The 15,788-nt window shown below is 55.9% G+C and carries 14 protein-coding genes; all 14 read right to left on the minus strand.

Going from position 1 to position 15,788, the window contains the following annotated elements; translation table 11 throughout:
* Nucleotide 1: 1 nt before the first annotated feature.
* On the minus strand, nucleotides 2-2,644 hold the full coding sequence (gene infB / locus ACSC94_RS03295) for a translation initiation factor IF-2 (RefSeq protein ID WP_435641642.1): 2,643 nt from the start codon (nucleotides 2,642-2,644) through the stop codon (nucleotides 2-4).
* 22 nt (nucleotides 2,645-2,666) lie between these two features.
* Nucleotides 2,667-3,389, minus strand: coding sequence for a DUF448 domain-containing protein (locus ACSC94_RS03300; RefSeq protein ID WP_435641643.1), 723 nt, complete (start codon nucleotides 3,387-3,389; stop codon nucleotides 2,667-2,669).
* A gap of 26 nt (nucleotides 3,390-3,415) precedes the next feature.
* Nucleotides 3,416-4,936, minus strand: coding sequence for a transcription termination factor NusA (gene nusA / locus ACSC94_RS03305; RefSeq protein ID WP_435641644.1), 1,521 nt, complete (start codon nucleotides 4,934-4,936; stop codon nucleotides 3,416-3,418).
* A gap of 59 nt (nucleotides 4,937-4,995) precedes the next feature.
* Nucleotides 4,996-5,508 carry a ribosome maturation factor RimP gene (rimP, locus tag ACSC94_RS03310; RefSeq protein WP_435641645.1) on the minus strand — a complete coding sequence of 171 codons (513 nt, stop codon included), beginning with the start codon at nucleotides 5,506-5,508 and terminating at the stop codon, nucleotides 4,996-4,998.
* 126 nt (nucleotides 5,509-5,634) lie between these two features.
* Entirely contained in the window at nucleotides 5,635-5,994 is a 360-nt protein-coding gene (locus ACSC94_RS03315) for a hypothetical protein (RefSeq protein ID WP_435641646.1), read from the minus strand.
* A 101-nt stretch (nucleotides 5,995-6,095) separates the two neighbouring features.
* Complete coding sequence (gene trmB, locus ACSC94_RS03320; protein ID WP_435641647.1) at nucleotides 6,096-6,839, minus strand: tRNA (guanosine(46)-N7)-methyltransferase TrmB; 744 nt, start codon at nucleotides 6,837-6,839, stop codon at nucleotides 6,096-6,098.
* Nucleotides 6,836-8,053: a methionine adenosyltransferase gene (gene metK, locus ACSC94_RS03325; RefSeq protein WP_435642143.1), complete on the minus strand. Its 1,218-nt coding sequence runs from the start codon at nucleotides 8,051-8,053 to the stop codon at nucleotides 6,836-6,838. Before metK ends, trmB begins: the two co-directional genes overlap by 4 nt.
* Before the next feature lie 170 nt (nucleotides 8,054-8,223).
* Nucleotides 8,224-8,727, minus strand: coding sequence for a helix-turn-helix domain-containing protein (locus tag ACSC94_RS03330; RefSeq protein WP_435641648.1), 504 nt, complete (start codon nucleotides 8,725-8,727; stop codon nucleotides 8,224-8,226).
* Between the two features lie 188 nt (nucleotides 8,728-8,915).
* Nucleotides 8,916-10,493: an apolipoprotein N-acyltransferase gene (lnt, locus tag ACSC94_RS03335; RefSeq protein WP_435641649.1), complete on the minus strand. Its 1,578-nt coding sequence runs from the start codon at nucleotides 10,491-10,493 to the stop codon at nucleotides 8,916-8,918.
* Nucleotides 10,494-10,556: 63 nt separating this feature from the next.
* A complete protein-coding gene (locus tag ACSC94_RS03340; protein WP_435641650.1) occupies nucleotides 10,557-11,516 on the minus strand; it encodes a hemolysin family protein in 960 nt (319 codons plus the stop codon).
* A gap of 68 nt (nucleotides 11,517-11,584) precedes the next feature.
* Nucleotides 11,585-12,103: an rRNA maturation RNase YbeY gene (gene ybeY / locus ACSC94_RS03345; protein ID WP_435641651.1), complete on the minus strand. Its 519-nt coding sequence runs from the start codon at nucleotides 12,101-12,103 to the stop codon at nucleotides 11,585-11,587.
* A gap of 9 nt (nucleotides 12,104-12,112) precedes the next feature.
* Nucleotides 12,113-13,033, minus strand: a complete 921-nt coding sequence (locus tag ACSC94_RS03350) for a PhoH family protein (RefSeq protein ID WP_435642144.1) — start codon at nucleotides 13,031-13,033, stop codon at nucleotides 12,113-12,115.
* A gap of 341 nt (nucleotides 13,034-13,374) precedes the next feature.
* Complete coding sequence (locus ACSC94_RS03355) at nucleotides 13,375-14,304, minus strand: PhoH family protein (RefSeq protein WP_435641652.1); 930 nt, start codon at nucleotides 14,302-14,304, stop codon at nucleotides 13,375-13,377.
* A gap of 92 nt (nucleotides 14,305-14,396) precedes the next feature.
* Nucleotides 14,397-15,740, minus strand: coding sequence for a tRNA (N6-isopentenyl adenosine(37)-C2)-methylthiotransferase MiaB (miaB, locus tag ACSC94_RS03360; RefSeq protein WP_435641653.1), 1,344 nt, complete (start codon nucleotides 15,738-15,740; stop codon nucleotides 14,397-14,399).
* Nucleotides 15,741-15,788 lie beyond the last annotated feature (48 nt).

The following is a 15,788-nucleotide window of genomic DNA, read 5'->3' on the forward strand; positions in this document are numbered from 1 at the left end:
CTTAACCCACCGTCCGGGCTTCGGATACGATATCGAAGCATTCAATAACGTCACCGTCTTTGATGTCGTCATAGTTTTCGAACGCCATACCGCATTCCATGCCCTCTTTGACTTCTTTGACTTCGTCTTTGAAGCGTTTGAGGGTTTTGAGCGTGCCTTCGTGAATAACCACGTCGTCGCGGAGCAGGCGGACTTTGGATCCGCGCTTGACCACGCCGTTGGTGATCATGCAACCCGCAACCTTGCCCACCTTGGTGATGTTGAACACCTGACGGATTGCAGCCTGACCCAGATATTCTTCGCGCAGGTTCGGTGCAAGCATACCGGACAGCAAGGCTTTCGCATCATCGATGATGTTGTAAATGATGCTGTAGTAACGGATGTTCACGCCGTCGCGTTCGGCCAGTGTACGGGCCTGTGCGTTGGCGCGGACGTTGAAGCCGATGATCATGGCGTTGGATGCCTTCGCCAGAATGATATCGGATTCGGTGATCCCGCCCACACCGGAGTGCAGAACGCGGACCAGAACATCCGGGTTGTCTTCGGAAATTTTCTGCAATGAACCGGCAATCGCTTCAACCGAGCCATGCACGTCGCCACGGATGATGACGGGCAGGGTGGTTTTTTCGCCTTCTTTCGCTGCGGCAATCATCTGCTCCAGCGAGTTGGTGCGGCGTGCGATAGAGGCGGCAGCCTGTTCGCGCTTCTTGCGGGCACGATAGGCGGCAATTTCACGGGCGCGGGCATCGTCCGCAACCACGTTGATCTTGTCACCGGCTTCCGGCGCGCCTTGCAGACCCAGAACCTCAACCGGCTGACCCGGCAGGGCTTGTTTAATCTGGTTCCCACGGTCATCCAGCAGCGCACGAACGCGACCGGATTCCGCACCGGCGACGAAAATGTCACCAACGCGCAGCGTGCCGTTTTCGACCAGAACGGTGGCCACGTTACCGCGCCCTTGTTCCAGTTTCGCTTCAACCACCGTACCGTTTGCAACACGGTTCGGGTTGGCGCGCAGGTTCAGGACCTCGGCTTGCAGAAGGATGGTTTCCTCCAGCTTGTCCAGGTTTATTTTCTTTTTCGCGGACACTTCGACGGCCATGGTGTCGCCGCCCAGCTCTTCCAGAACGATGTCGTGCTGGAGCAAGTCCTGACGGACCTTGGCCGGGTTGGCGTCGGGCAGATCGACCTTGTTGATCGCAACGATAATCGGAACACCGGCGGCCTTGGCGTGGTTAATCGCCTCGATCGTTTGCGGCATGATGGAATCGTTGGCGGCAACGACCAGAACCACGATATCCGTGACGTTCGCGCCACGGGCACGCATTTCGGTAAACGCGGCGTGACCCGGTGTGTCGAGGAAGGTGATTTTGTGACCCGATGGCATGGTGACCTGATAGGCACCAATGTGCTGGGTAATACCACCGGCTTCGCCTGCAACCACGTCGGTGGAGCGCAGGGCGTCGAGCAGGGAGGTTTTACCATGGTCAACGTGACCCATAATGGTGACAACCGGCGGACGCGGCAACAGATCGCCTTCGGCATCCGTGTCGCCTTCGATCCCGATTTCAACGTCACCTTCGGTCACGCGTTTAATCGTGTGGCCGAATTCGGTCACGATCAATTCAGCGGTGTCGGCGTCAATCGTTTGCGTAATGGTGGCCATCACGCCCAGTTTCATCAGGGCCTTAACCACGTCGGAGCTGCGCTCCGTCATACGGTTGGCCAGTTCCTGAACGGTGATGAATTCCGGCAGAACTACTTCGCGCAGAACTTTTTGCTGCGGCTCGGCGGTCATGGACCGGTGGGCTTTGGCGCGGGCGCGGCGTGTGGCGGCCAATGACCGGCCACGTTGTTCCATCACGTCTTCGCTCAGCGCTTTTTGAACGGTCAGGCGGCCCGGGTTCCAGTTACGCTCCTGCTCGGTGCGGCGTGACGGCGGGGCCTTCACGCTCGCCTTTTTCATGCGCTCGCGATAGCTCTCTTCTTCGCGTTCGTCTTCGCTGAAGCTCGGGCGGCCAGCGGCCCCCGGGCGTGCGGATTCACGCATAACATCTTGGGTCGCAACATTGGCTGGACCGCGGGCTTGTTCGGTGGTCGAGGCATGGCGACGCTCATCGGCGCGCTTTTTCTGCTGCTCTTCGTCCTCGATGCGTTGCAATTCTTCCAGTTCGCGTTGACGCGCGGACTCGGCCGTTTCTGGCTGGGTCACAATGGCGGGCGCGGTCGGGGAACGGTATTCAACCGTTGTGCCGATCATGCTGCGATCTTCATCGTCTTCCGCTGCATCGGCGCGGCGTTTGGATTCTTCTTCGGCGGCTTGCAGCGCGCGGATACGGGCTTCGCGCTCTTCGCTGGTCAGCTTGCGCAGCTCGGCCATCGTTCCGGCTGTATGATCTTCGGCCTCGACGTTGGCTTCGGTCGTTGGGCGGCTCATGGGCGCGGTGCTGGACCCGCTGCGTTTGCGGCGGACTTCAACGGCAACGGTTTTTCCGCCGCGTGTTGGCTGGGCTGCGCCTGCGCGCGCCTGTGCTGCGGCGCCGCCTTTCAGGCTCAGCGTGCCCTTGGCACCAAGGCTCAGGGTGGATTTCTTTTCCCCGCCCTTGTCGTCCGTGCCTGTGTCTTTTTCTTTGCTATCGGTCATTCCTGTGCCTGTACTTTCATCATCAGTCATTATTAAATTTGTTCAGTCGATCAACCGCGTTCAAAAACGGCTGACAAAGGGGGCCTCTCCGGATCACGGCATGCCACACATTCTGGGCGCCGCTGTGGGTGGAAAGATCTGCGCTGGAAAATTGGTCGATCACGGGCAAAGAACGGGCCAAATTGACCAGTTTTCGGCGGGTGACGGCGCTTTCTTCCGCGGCGGTTACATATACACCACCTTTACGCGATCGCAAAACTTGCTCGCATTTATCGGCCCCGGTGATCAAGTCGCCGGCTTTGCGTCCCATGGACAGCATATCCAGCGCCTTGCGGGTCAGGGCCTTGGTGATGATTTCGGTCATATTTTCGGGGATAGTTACCGCCTTTTGATCGGCGGTAACGAACAGACCATCGCGTACAGCCTGCGCCAGTATGCTCTGGCCCAGCGTGATCCAGAACCCGGTGCCGGGCAGTTTGGCATCCAGATCGAGATACAGCGTGGAATCGGGGCCGATGACCAGACGGATCATCTGGTCCCGGGGCAGCGTTTCACCGCTGACCACACAGGTTTCTGTTTTGATTTTTTTGACGGGGGCCGCAGGCGGTTCGTCAGGGGTCTGCGCGTCGGGGGCAGGTGTAGAAGATTCTTGACCTTCGGACGTGACAATGCCCGACGACAGCAGATTATCATCTGCCATCGGCGGGATCATGTCATCGGTGTGATTGTCCTTTGTAAAGGTCAATACTGTTCCTCTCTACCAGCATGGAATTAACCATTGCTGGCGGCCTTTTCTTCTGTTTCTGCGGTTTCTTCTTCCGTGAACCAATGCTCACGGGCTTTCATGATCAGGGTGTTGGCGTCACGGATATTGATGACTTCCTCACCCAGAATTTCGACCAGCTCGTCACCAGCCAGATCGGCCAGATCGTCAAGGTTTTTAACGCCTTGTTCCGCCAGTTTCAGGATGTGTTCGGCCTTCAGACCTTCGAAGGTCATCAGGTCGTCCTGAATACCCAGTTCGCGACGCTTGGTTTCCAGTTCAACGCGCAGTTTTTCCAGCCATGTATTGGCACGGGCCTGCAGTTCACCGGCAACGTCTTCGTCGAAGCCTTCGATCGTGGCCAGTTCCGGAATCGGCGTTTCGCTGATTTCTTCGATGTTGATGAAGCCTTCGGCGACCAGCAGGTGCGCGATGACATCGTCAACGTCCAGAGCTTCCATGAACAGGCTGGAGCGTTTTTTGAATTCTTCGGCACGGCGTGCGGATTCTTCGGCTTCGGTCAGGATGTCGATATCCCAGCCGGTCAATTGCGATGCCAGACGCACGTTCTGACCACGGCGACCAATCGCCAGGCTCAGTTGCTCTTCCGGAACAACAACGTCCAGACGGTGTTTTTCTTCGTCCAGAACAACCTTCGCCACTTCGGCCGGGGCCAGAGCGTTCACAACGAATGTTGCGAAATCTTCGGACCAAGGCACGATGTCGATTTTTTCGCCCTGCAGTTCGCCAACAACGGCCTGAACACGGCTACCGCGCATACCAACGCACGCACCAACCGGATCGATACCGTTATCACGGGACCATACGGCGATTTTCGCGCGGGAACCCGGGTCACGGGCAACGGCTTTAATCTCGATCACGCCATCATAAATTTCCGGCACTTCCTGTGTGAACAGTTTGGCCATGAATTCCGGGCGGGCGCGGGATACGAAAATCTGCGGGCCACGGGCTTCCTGGCGTACGTCGTAGATGTAGGCACGAACGCGGTCGCCGACTTTCAGGTTTTCGCGCGGCAGGGATTCATCCCGGCGCAGCAAAGCCTCGGCACGGCCCAGATCGATCGTGGTGTTGCCGTATTCGGCGCGTTTCACGATACCGTTGATCATTTCGCCGACGCGGTCTTTAAATTCCGTGAACTGGCGGTCACGCTCGGCGTCGCGCACTTTCTGCACGATAACCTGTTTCGCGGTTTGGGCGGCAATGCGGCCAAAATCCAGCGGGGGCAGGCTGTCGATCAGGAATTCGCCAACCTGTGCGTCCGGCTTGATGCGCTGTGCTTCTTTGACGGTCAGCTGTTTCGCTTCGTCTTCGATGGTTTCAACCACTTCGCGATAGCGTTTCAGTTCGATCTGGCCAGAGCGGCGGTCGATGATCGCGCGGATATCGTGGTCGTAGCCGTATTTGGAACGACCAGCCTTTTGAATGGCTTCTTCCATCGCGACCAGAACGATATCACGGTCGATATTTTTTTCCCGGGCAACGGCATCTGCAACTTGCAACAGTTCCATAGTTTTCCTCTTTTTGGCTTTGCCTGTTTAAACCAATTAACCTGTTAGTTCGTCTTCAATTAAACTGCTTTTTTGATGCGTTTCTGCATCGCGTCGATCAATTCGTCGTTCATGACCAGTTTCGCTTTCGCAATGCCACTCATGGGCAGGGCGATGCGGCCTTGGTCTTCGGTTTCGAGGATCAATGCGCCATCTTCGATTCCTTGCGTGACACCACGGAAACGTTTCTGCCCGTCAATCGGCATATCCATTTCGATCTTGGTATCCAGTCCGCAGAAATCGATGAAATCTTTTTCACGGGTCAGCAGGCGGTCAATGCCCGGCGAGCTGACTTCCAGACGGTAGGCGGCGCTGATCGGGTCTTCGACTTCCAGCAGTGCGTTCAGTGCGCGGCTGATGGACGAGCAATCATCAACGCCGATCGTGCGGGTGGCCGGATCTTCGACCATGATCTGCAGAATCTGCATTCCGTCTTCGCTCAGCATACGCACAGCCACCAGTTCAAAGCCCTTTTCGGCGATGACCGGTTCGATCAGTGCGGTAATCTTTTGTTCCTGCGGCGTTTGGCGCATCGTTTGTCCTTAGTTGATTCCGGGCAACAAAAAAGGCGGGCTTTTTCGGCCCACCCCTCTACTAACCTGGGATTTTGCAAGGGTTATAGGTCTGATTCCCCTGTTTGGCAAGACATTTTTGGGGTTTTATGCGGGAGAGGGCCGCGTTCCCCACCGCACCAGCTTGATATCCACGTGCAGGGCCCCGTGGGTCAGCATGTCGATGACCAGCAATCCCTGGGCCGCGGTATCAAAAACGATGGAAATATTGTTGTTGTTCGGGGCGATGGCCCGGGCCTTTAAAACCGCAAATTCCTCTTTCTCCAGAAGGTGATAGGGCAGGCAGGCCAGCCCAATATTGTTCACCGGAGCGGGTTTGCGCCCCTGACGACGCAGGCGGCTGGGATATTGGTTTTGCGGCTGTGGTTGCCCGGTTTTCAGGAAAAACCCGTATTCCGGGTAATCAAAAACCTGTTCAGGCCGTGAATCAAATGGGGGCGATGCCATGGCTATTGCTCGATTACGCAGTGTACTTTACGTAATTCTAATATAACCAGCAAGCGAAAGGCAAGAAAAATGCCTTTATATCCAAAGGGATATGGCGTCCTTTAGGTCCGTTTGTACAGCAAATAGGTCTGTATCCGCCCCGCCGCACGCCCTTTTTCCTCGTACCGTGTCGGGATCCAGCCTTCGGGCATCGTGTGCAGATCGGCCGGGTGGCCGGTCCAGACGAAGGCCGGGTGGGCTTCGGCCTGATCGCGCATCCATCCCGCCAGATCATCCACATCGGTGGCCATGATCAGCATGCCACCGGGTTTCAGGACACGGGCAAAGCGGTCCAGATTGTCCGGATTGATGATGCGGCGTTTGTAATGGCGTTTCTTCGGCCACGGGTCCGGGTTCAGAACGTAGATGCCGTCCAGCGTTTGGTCGGCCAGCGCATTGACGACCAGAATGGCATCGTCCATCCAGACGCGGACATTCGAATTATCATCGTCCTGAATATCTTTCATCAGTGCCGACATGCCGTTGATAAAGGGCTCGGCACCAATAAATGCGGTATCGGCGTGTTGGCGGTGCAGGGCGGCGACGTGTTCGCCATTGCCAAAGCCGATTTCAAACCACATGCCGCCAGTGAAGGCGCGCCCGAATAAATCCACATCGTGCAGAGATGCAGGTTTCAGCGTTTCGGGCTGAATTTGCAGGGGTGGCAAGATGCTGTCCAGAACGCTGGCGCGTTCGGGTTTTAACGTGCGCCCCTGACGGCGGCCGTAAAGCCGCCGCTTGTCACGGTCAACATCCGTATGCGGAATGGTCAGGTTTGTGTCGGTGCGTTGTTTGTCTGTGCTCATGCGCCCAGTTTTTGGCGCAAAGCATCGACAAGGTCAATCTTTTCCCAACTAAAACCGCCATCGGCCTCTGGTTCACGGCCAAAATGGCCATAGGCGGCGGTGCGGGCATAGATCGGACGGTTCAGGTGCAGGTGCTCCCGGATGCCGCGCGGGCTCAGGTTCATCAATTCCTGCAGGGCGGCGGAAATGCGGGCTTCGTCCGCCAGTCCGGTGCCGTGGGTGTCGACGTAAACGGACAGAGGCTTGGACACGCCGATCGCGTAGGAGAGCTGGATCGTGCATTTGTCGGCCAGACCCGCCGCCACCACGTTTTTCGCCAGATAGCGCGCAGCGTAAGCGGCGGAACGGTCAACCTTCGTCGGGTCCTTACCAGAGAATGCGCCACCACCATGCGGGGCGGAACCGCCGTAGGTATCAACGATGATCTTGCGTCCAGTCAGACCGGAATCACCAACCGGGCCACCAATCACAAAACGACCCGTCGGGTTGACGTAGAAATCTTCTTCCGGGCACATCCAGCCTTCGGGCAGGACGTTCATCACATGCGGGCGAACCATTTCGCGGACATCGGCTTGCGACAGTTTTTCGCTGTGCTGGGTCGATACGACGATGGATGTGGCGCGAACCGGCTTGCCATCGCGGTATTCCAGCGTGACCTGTGATTTCGCATCCGGGCCCAGTTCGGCCAGCGTGCCGGAATGGCGGGCTTCGGCCAGAGATTTCAAGATGTTGTGCGAATAATGCAGGGCGGCGGGCATCAAGACTGGCGTTTCCGTGCAGGCATAACCGAACATAATGCCCTGATCGCCGGCGCCTTCGTCCTTGTTTCCGGCGGCATCAACGCCAACGGCAATATCGGCGGACTGGCTGTGAACGCGGACATCAACGTTGACCGTGCGCCAGTCGAATCCCTGTTGTTCATACCCAATGTCGCGGATTTTGTGCTTGGCGATCTCGCGCAGGACGTCATGCGTAATATCCGACGGCCCGCGCGTTTCACCCACGATGATGACGCTGTCGGTTGTGACAACGGTTTCGATTGCGGTGCGCGCATACGGGTCGGATGTCAGATAGCGATCAACGATGGCATCGGAAATCTGGTCGCAGATTTTGTCCGGGTGGCCTTCGGATACGGATTCACTGGTGAACAGGAAGTCTTTCAGCCGGGTGTTGCCTTGCGGGTGGGTGTTTTCGTTCTGGGCTGGTTTCAACATGGCGCTTCCTGTTCCTTGCATGACGGTCTTCCTGATTAAAATAGTTTCTTAAAATGCGGCGCACAGAATACCCGGCATTGTGGCAATTACAAGGTGTTCGGCGTAATTGTATGAAAAAAAGCCGGGGAAACCCCCGGCTTTTTAAAAGAAATACTCAGATTTTCAGAGGATTAAACCTCCTGATAAAACTCAACCATATTACGCAGAGCCTTCATGATGTTACGGCGGGCGTTTTCATCATCCAGCGTATAGTACAGGCGAACCAGTTCCAGCGTTTCTTTGCGGCTCAGGATGTCACGGTCGTCTTCGAAGCCGAGCTGTTCGCTTTCAGCCAGACCGGATGCCAGTGTTTTGGCGCGGCCCTTGTCGCTGAAGCCTTCGAAGAAATAGCTGACCGGAACGTCCAGCACGTGGCAAGCTTGCCACAAGCGGCTGGCGCTGATCCGGTTGGTTCCGCGTTCGTATTTTTGAACCTGCTGGAAGGTCAATCCCAGAGCGTCGGCCAGTTTTTCTTGGCTGAACCCCAAAATGCCCCGGCGCTGGCGCAAGCGGGCACCAACGTGAACGTCAACGGGATCGGGGTTGTCCGATCCGCCACCGCGCCCACGACGTGGCGTAAGCAGTTTCTTAACCACCTTCTCCGCGCTTTTCTTTTCAGTCGTTATCTTTGCCATATTTTTTTACCTGCTTTATTTCCGTCCCGAAATCACAATGGAATGGTTTCGTGGATTAAGGAGCATTCGATAATATGAAATACTCCACAAGGATTTGCACAAAAGCACGCGCGATGCAAAGGTGCAACTAACCGGAAGTATTGGAAAGTGGTATTCTCTACCCCTTGGCGTACTTGTGCAAATAACGCTTATAAACGGCGTCTTATTGCACAGCACAAGATTATCAAAACCAATAAAATAAGGACCGGACCGTCCCGCCAGACGACATAAAAGGGGGCTTCGGATGACGCGGCGGGGAGAATCACATCAACACTGCCCGGTTTATCGTATGGGATTCGGGTCAAAATTCGACCGTAGGGGTCAATGATGGCGGAGATGCCATTGTTGGCTGAACGCACAACCGGAAGTCCTTCCTCGATCGCGCGGAACATTGTTTGCGCCAGATGCTGATACGGGCCGGGACTGTTGCCATACCACCCATCATTGGTGACGTTCACGATCCATGCGGGGCGATGATGTGCATCGGTGACCGCGCCGGGAAAAATGATTTCGTAACACACCAGCGGGCTGAATGGCGGGACAACGGATTCAAAACCGGGCAGCGTCAATGTCTGCGGCCCCGGGCCCGGAGCGAAGCCGGAAAATTGCACGAGCGGTGTGAGCGGCAGAAGAGATTGCAACGGTATGTATTCACCAAACGGCACCAGATGCGCTTTATCAAACCGTGCCAGTGCCTGTAAATCCGCATCAAAGGCGACCAGCGAATTGCCGTAGGAGGGCGTTTCGTCCCCTTCGCGGATCAATATGCCGGTCAGCAAAAGGGGATTGCTTCCCATCAATTTCATCGATGATGCAATCGCCAACCGGACATCGGGAATGGACATGAGCCGCGTGCTGATCGCCGTTTCCGGCCAGACGGCAACCACGGTGCGTTCGGCCACAGGCGGATTGATGGTGAGTCCATCAATCAGTTTTTGCAGATTGAGTGTTGTCTTCTCCGGATCCCATTTGTCCGCTTGCGGAATGTTGGGCTGGATCAAGCGGATGATTGGCGCGTTTTCGGCGAAGTGTGTCGGGTTGGTATGCAGGCGGATTGCGCCCCAGCCATACAAAGCCGCCATGGTGATGATGGTGGAAAGTAACGCCGTTATCACGACGCGGCGCTTTGGCTTTGCAGCGAACAAAAACCCGGGCAGGGCCGCCCAGGTCAATGTTATCAGGCTTAAACCATACGGCCCCACCAGCGCCGCTATTTGTGCCATGGGCAACATTCCGGCCCAGGCATAGCCGTACAAATTCCACGGAAACCCGGTCAGGATATGCCCGCGCAAATATTCACCGCCAATAAGAACGGCGCAGAAAAACGCAAACCCATCCCATTTTTTCAAGTCGGCAAAGCGCCAGATTATCCATGCCGACACGGCGGTAAACAACGCCAGCGCCATGGGCAGGCCAACAAGCGCCAGCGGCCAGACCCAGATAAACGGGTTACCGGGGACCAGCAGGGCATTGCTGATCCAGAACAAACCGAACAGGAAAAACCCAAAACCGAACGCCCAGCCGGTGAAGGCCGCATCGCGCCATGTCCGGGTCCCAGCCAACGTGATGTAAAACAGGGACAGGCAAGGGAAGAGGAGCGGCCACCATGATGTTGGTGCCATGGTCAATGCCATCAGCGACCCGGCCAGCCACGCCAATCCCGCCCGGGCAAAGACAGGCAGGGTGATCATGCGGTCAGCAATGGCGTGCAGGCGCGATAAAGTCATGCTCGGACAATAAAAGGGAAAAAACGATTGATCCAGAGGGGATCGCACACATCCGACGAATTATCAGTCGGATGTTGCCGTAGATTTGATGTTTTTCACGCGCAGGCGTTTCACCCGGCGGGCATCGGCGTCAAGGATTTCAAAAATAATCCCGGATTCTTCGTGGGCCAGAATTTCACCGCGGCTGGGCACGCGGCCCGCAATGGCAAAAACCAGACCGCCCAGCGTGTCGATGCTTTCGCGTTCTTCTTCGGTCATAAATTCACCGAAGCGATCTTCAAATTCCTCAACATCAAATCGGCCGTCGGCGATGATGGATCCATCCTGATTGACGATCAATGCCGGGTCGGCGCCCATGGTGTTGTGTTCGTCCTCGACGTCGCCCACAATGGCTTCGATAATGTCACCGATGGTGACAAGGCCATCAATGCCGCCAAATTCATCAACCACCAACGCCATATGACGGCGTGTTTCCTTCATTTCCAGCAACAAATCCAGCACATGCATGGACGGCGAAACAATCGGCACATCGCGGACAAGATTCTCCAATGCCAGCGGTTCTTTGCGCAATGTGGTGCTGAGAATATCCTTGATATGGACGGTGCCGATCACGTCGTCCAGCGATTCACGAAACACGGGGAAACGGCTGAATTGCTTTTCTGACAGCAGTGAAAAAAGTTCGGATTCCGATATGCCAATGTCGATGGCCACAATATCCACGCGCGGGATCATCACGTCGATGGCGCGCATATCGCGCAAATCCAGCACGTTGGAGATCAGGGTGCGTTCGTGGTTGGCAACGGACAGGGTGGCGTCGTCTTGCGTATTCGCAACATACTCGGCCAGATCATCGCGCAAATGCGCGGGGGCCTTGGTAGAGCCTAAAAGGGACCTGATGTGTGTCAGGATTGATTTTTTCGGATCGCCAGACGGTTCATGACGGGAAGGGTGCGATCCGTATCCGGATGATCCTGTCCCGCCGGGTCTACTTCCGGATGGGTCGTTATCGTCGTTTTGGGTCATTTCAAACATGGCCTTAATATATTATGCCACACTGCAACATGCTAGTCCCCATGCGTGCGGCGGTATGCTTAATCCCCATCGGGCAAGAGATAGGGGTTTTTTATCCCTAAGTCATTGAGAATATTGATCTCTAGCCCTTCCATCTCCTCCGCCTCATCGTCCTCAATATGGTCATAACCCAGCAAATGCAGGGTGCCATGAACGATTAAATGGGTGAAATGGTCGGCAAAGGCCTTGGCCTCATCGTCCGCCTCACGGGCGACGGTTTCCTGCGCAATCACCAGATCACCCAGCGTACAGGGGATGCCCGGTGTGGGGTATTCCCACCCGTCTTCCGTATCCTGCATGGCGAAGGACAGGACATTGGTGGGCTTGTCCTTGCCCCGGTAATCACGGTTCAGGATGCGCACGGATTCATCATCGCTCAACGTAATGCTGATTTCGATGGATGGAACGCTGTCCTTGATTTCGCCCGCAACGGGGCAGGCGGCGAAGACGGCATGAATAGCGCGTTCAATCACGGCTTCATAATCGGGCAGTGCTGTATCCCAGCCGGGATTTTCGGATGTGATTTGCAGGTCGATCATAATGGCCGCTTAACGCTCGCGCCCGTCATGGCGGTCATAGGCGGTCACAATCTTTGCCACCAGATCACTACGGACAACGTCTTTGGAGCCAAAGCGGATCAATCCGACTTCGGGCAAGCCATGCAGAATATCCACGGCCTGTAACAGCCCCGATGTTTCTCCGCTGGGCAAATCGATCTGCGTCGGGTCACCGGTAATCACCATGCGCGATCCTTCGCCCAGACGAGTCAGGAACATTTTCATCTGCATGGCGGTGGTGTTCTGCGCTTCGTCCAGAATAACGAAAGCCCGGTTCAGCGTGCGCCCGCGCATAAAGGCCAGCGGCGCAATCTCAATATCCTTCGACAAAATGCGTTTTTCTGCCTTTTCCGCGCCCATCGTGTCGTACAGCGCGTCATAAAGCGGGCGCAGATACGGGTCGATTTTTTCTTTCAAATCACCGGGCAGGAAGCCCAGACGTTCCCCGGCCTCCACCGCCGGGCGGGACAGGATAATGCGTTCAACCTTTTCCTGCTCGAACAGGGACACGGCCTGCGCCACGGCCAGATAGGTTTTACCCGTACCGGCGGGACCGATGCCGAACACGGCTTCGTGTTTTTGCATCGCTTCGATATAGGCCGCCTGAACCGGGCCGCGCGGCGCAATCGTCTTTTTGCGCGTGACAATCTGGCCCTTGGTTTCGATCAGCTCTTTCAAATTGGTCGGGGTGCTGGATGTCATGGGTTTCCCATCTTTGTGATGATCGGTTTTGCGGCGTTGGTGGTGATGCTGTGGGCTTGCGCGCTGTCCTTCTGCGTGTTCGTCCGAAAAACGCAGGGCGGCGCTGACCGTGTGAATGTCCACGTCTTCGCCGCGTTTCAACTTGCTCCACATTAAATTCAGGATTTCACGGCCCAGCGCGATTTTTTCAATGTCACCGATCAGGGTGATTTCATTGCCACGGCTGATGATTTCCAGCCCCAAAGCCTGTTCCAGAAAGGACAGGTTTTCATTCTGCCCGCCAAACAAGGCCGGCAGCAGGCGGTTATCATTGAAAACCAGATGGTCGTGTTCAAGCTGTGTGGCTATGGGCGCTCTCCGTACTCTGCCCCCAATTATAGCACAAGTAATTGTAAGGATAAGGTAAATAAGGGGCGGTGCAGCAAAACGCGGGGTGTTTCCCCAGTTTTCTCCATCGTCATCCCCGCACAAGGCGGGGATGACGAATAAAGGGAACAAAAAAGCGGCGTAAATTTTACGCCGCTTTTTGAATGTATCTGTACCTGAAATTATTACGGTTGCGGTGCCGGAGCAGACTCGCGGATAACGGCGCCGAGCGTATTGTTCTGCTCTTTATGCCCTTCCAGTTCCGGGATCGGCAGATCGTCGCCACGTTCCATCATTTTCAGGATCAGCGGGTGACGTTTGCAATCGGTTTTCGGGATCTGCACCTGACCAATTTCACGCTCATAGGCCGGATTGGAGAAACGCTCCATGTAAGCCGTGAAGGCTGTGCGTTTTTGATCTGTGCGGTCATTCTGCGCATCATCACCCATGTAGATAAAGGTGGAGCCTTTACCAATACGGGTAAAGGATGTGCGCAATTGGCGGGCCGATGCGTTCTGGCATTCATCCAGCAGGTAGTACGTGTATTTGTATGTGCGGCCACGGTTGAATGCGTGCGGCGCAATTTCCAGCACGCCTGCCTGCATCAATCGTTCACGCAGTTGCTTGCCGATCAGTTCATCAATGGTTTCAACCATCGGGCGAACGTGCGGCATCATTTTTTCATTCAAGTCGCCGGGCAGGAAACCGATTTCTTCATCCGCCGTTACCGCCGGGGTTGCCAGACAGATGCGGTCAATTTCACCCTTGGCCAGAGCTTCCAGCGCCGTATAGGTGCTGAACAATGTTTTCCCTGTACCGGCCTTGCCATTGACGAAGATAATGTCCTTGTGCTGGGCTTCGTGTCTGATTTTCTTTTGGGCTTGGGTCGGCGTAATTTCTTCGCGACCCAGTTTGAAAGAGCCACCATCAAAAGCGGGCAAAGCGCGCTCAACAGCGGCTTGGGCCTCGGCAATGGTCATGGTGCGGTTGGCGTTGTCGTTGGATGCGCCGCCAGCCTCGTTGAATTGGGTTTGTGCGTTTGCGCCCTTACCGCGACCGCCACCTTTACCGGAGCTTTTTGTGTCGCGTGAACCTTGCGTTTGTCCCTGTACCATTTATTTATCTCGCTTTCTTGCGGGTTCCCTGGCCGGAAAAATCCGGGTATGGGTCACGTTTTTATGTTAAGAGTGCCAAGAATTGCAAGGAATTACTGGACCAGCTGCCCGGTAATTGATGTTGCAGTTGCGTGATCCACCCGGACATTGGCGATTTTGCCAAAGAATTCAGGGCCCGCCATGACATACAGGGCATGGTTCCATGGGGTCCGGCCAAAAAGCTGGCCGGGTTTCTTGCCCCGCCCGTCGAACAAAACCGGGATAATCTGGCCAATCATGGCGTCGTTAAACTCTTTCTGCTGCTCCATCAGCAGGGTTTTCAGGCGCTGCAGCCGCTCATCCATGACCGCTTCATGGACCAGCCCCTGCATATTCGCCGCCGGGGTGCCGGGACGGGCGGAGTAGGTAAAGCTGTAGGCCGACATAAACCGCACATCGCGGACCAATTGCATCGTGGCCTCGAAATCTTCTTCCGTTTCGCCGGGGAAACCCACGATGAAGTCGGAGGAGAAGGTGATGTCGGGCCGCGCCGCGCGCAGTTTGGCAATGATCTCGCGGTAATGATCCGCTGTGTGCTTGCGGTTCATGGTTTTCAAAATGGCATCCGATCCGCTTTGAACGGGCAAATGCATATAGGGCATCAACTTGGCCACGTCGCGGTGCGCGTCGATCAAATCCTGATCCACGTCGCGCGGGTGGGATGTCATGTAACGAATGCGTTCAATACCATCAATGTCGGCAATCCCCCGGATCAGACGGCCCAGCGACCATGTTGATCCGTCCACCGCGTCGCCGTGATAGGCATTGACGTTCTGGCCCAGCAGCGTGATGTCCTTGACCCCGCGATCCCGCAGCATTTTGGCTTCATCCAGAATGCGTTCCGCCGGGCGCGAATATTCCGCACCGCGTGTATAAGGCACGACGCAGAAAGTGCAGAATTTATCGCACCCTTCCTGAATAGACACAAAAGCCGATGGGCCGTCTTGTGTTGCGTGATCGACGGGCAGGGAGTCGAATTTTGATTCAATCGGGAAGTCGGTATTGACCACGCGTTCGCCCAGCGCCCGCACAACCATTTCCGGCAATTCATGATAAGTCTGTGGCCCGAAGACCATGTCGACATAGGGCGCGCGATCCATGATCAATTCGCCCTCGGCCTGGGCCACGCACCCGGCGACGGCGATCAGTGTTTTCTTGCCGGATTTTGCGCGCAAATCCTTGTGCTCACGAATGCGGCCCAGATCGGAGAACACTTTGTCCGTGGCTTTTTCGCGGATGTGGCAGGTGTTCAAAATAACCATATCGGCATCATCCGGCGTATCCACCGCGCGGTAGCCAAACGGGTGGAGGATGTCGGCCATCCGGTGGCTGTCATAGACATTCATCTGACAGCCCCAGGTTTTAATAAAAAGCTTCTTCGTCGCGTTTTCGGTCATGGTTCGGTTTTAACCATGAAAGGGGTGGGGAGGCAAGGTTCGGTGAGG

This window comes from Micavibrio aeruginosavorus, from assembly GCF_051245535.1.
GTDB lineage: Bacteria > Pseudomonadota > Alphaproteobacteria > Micavibrionales > Micavibrionaceae > Micavibrio > Micavibrio aeruginosavorus_D.

Excerpts from the sequence above, each read along its gene's own strand:
- ybeY (WP_435641651.1), bottom strand. The coding sequence starts at position 12,103 with ATGATCGACCTGCAAATCACATCCGAAAATCCCGGCTGGGATACAGCA.
- rimP (WP_435641645.1), bottom strand. The coding sequence starts at position 5,508 with ATGCGCCAAACGCCGCAGGAACAAAAGATTACCGCACTGATCGAACCG.
- miaB (WP_435641653.1), bottom strand. The coding sequence starts at position 15,740 with ATGACCGAAAACGCGACGAAGAAGCTTTTTATTAAAACCTGGGGCTGT.
- ACSC94_RS03340 (WP_435641650.1), bottom strand. The coding sequence starts at position 11,516 with ATGACCCAAAACGACGATAACGACCCATCCGGAAGTAGACCCGGCGGG.
- nusA (WP_435641644.1), bottom strand. The coding sequence starts at position 4,936 with ATGGAACTGTTGCAAGTTGCAGATGCCGTTGCCCGGGAAAAAAATATC.
- metK (WP_435642143.1), bottom strand. The coding sequence starts at position 8,053 with ATGTTGAAACCAGCCCAGAACGAAAACACCCACCCGCAAGGCAACACC.
- ACSC94_RS03315 (WP_435641646.1), bottom strand. The coding sequence starts at position 5,994 with ATGGCATCGCCCCCATTTGATTCACGGCCTGAACAGGTTTTTGATTAC.
- infB (WP_435641642.1), bottom strand. The coding sequence starts at position 2,644 with ATGACCGATAGCAAAGAAAAAGACACAGGCACGGACGACAAGGGCGGG.
- ACSC94_RS03355 (WP_435641652.1), bottom strand. The coding sequence starts at position 14,304 with ATGGTACAGGGACAAACGCAAGGTTCACGCGACACAAAAAGCTCCGGT.
- trmB (WP_435641647.1), bottom strand. The coding sequence starts at position 6,839 with ATGAGCACAGACAAACAACGCACCGACACAAACCTGACCATTCCGCAT.
- ACSC94_RS03330 (WP_435641648.1), bottom strand. The coding sequence starts at position 8,727 with ATGGCAAAGATAACGACTGAAAAGAAAAGCGCGGAGAAGGTGGTTAAG.
- lnt (WP_435641649.1), bottom strand. The coding sequence starts at position 10,493 with ATGACTTTATCGCGCCTGCACGCCATTGCTGACCGCATGATCACCCTG.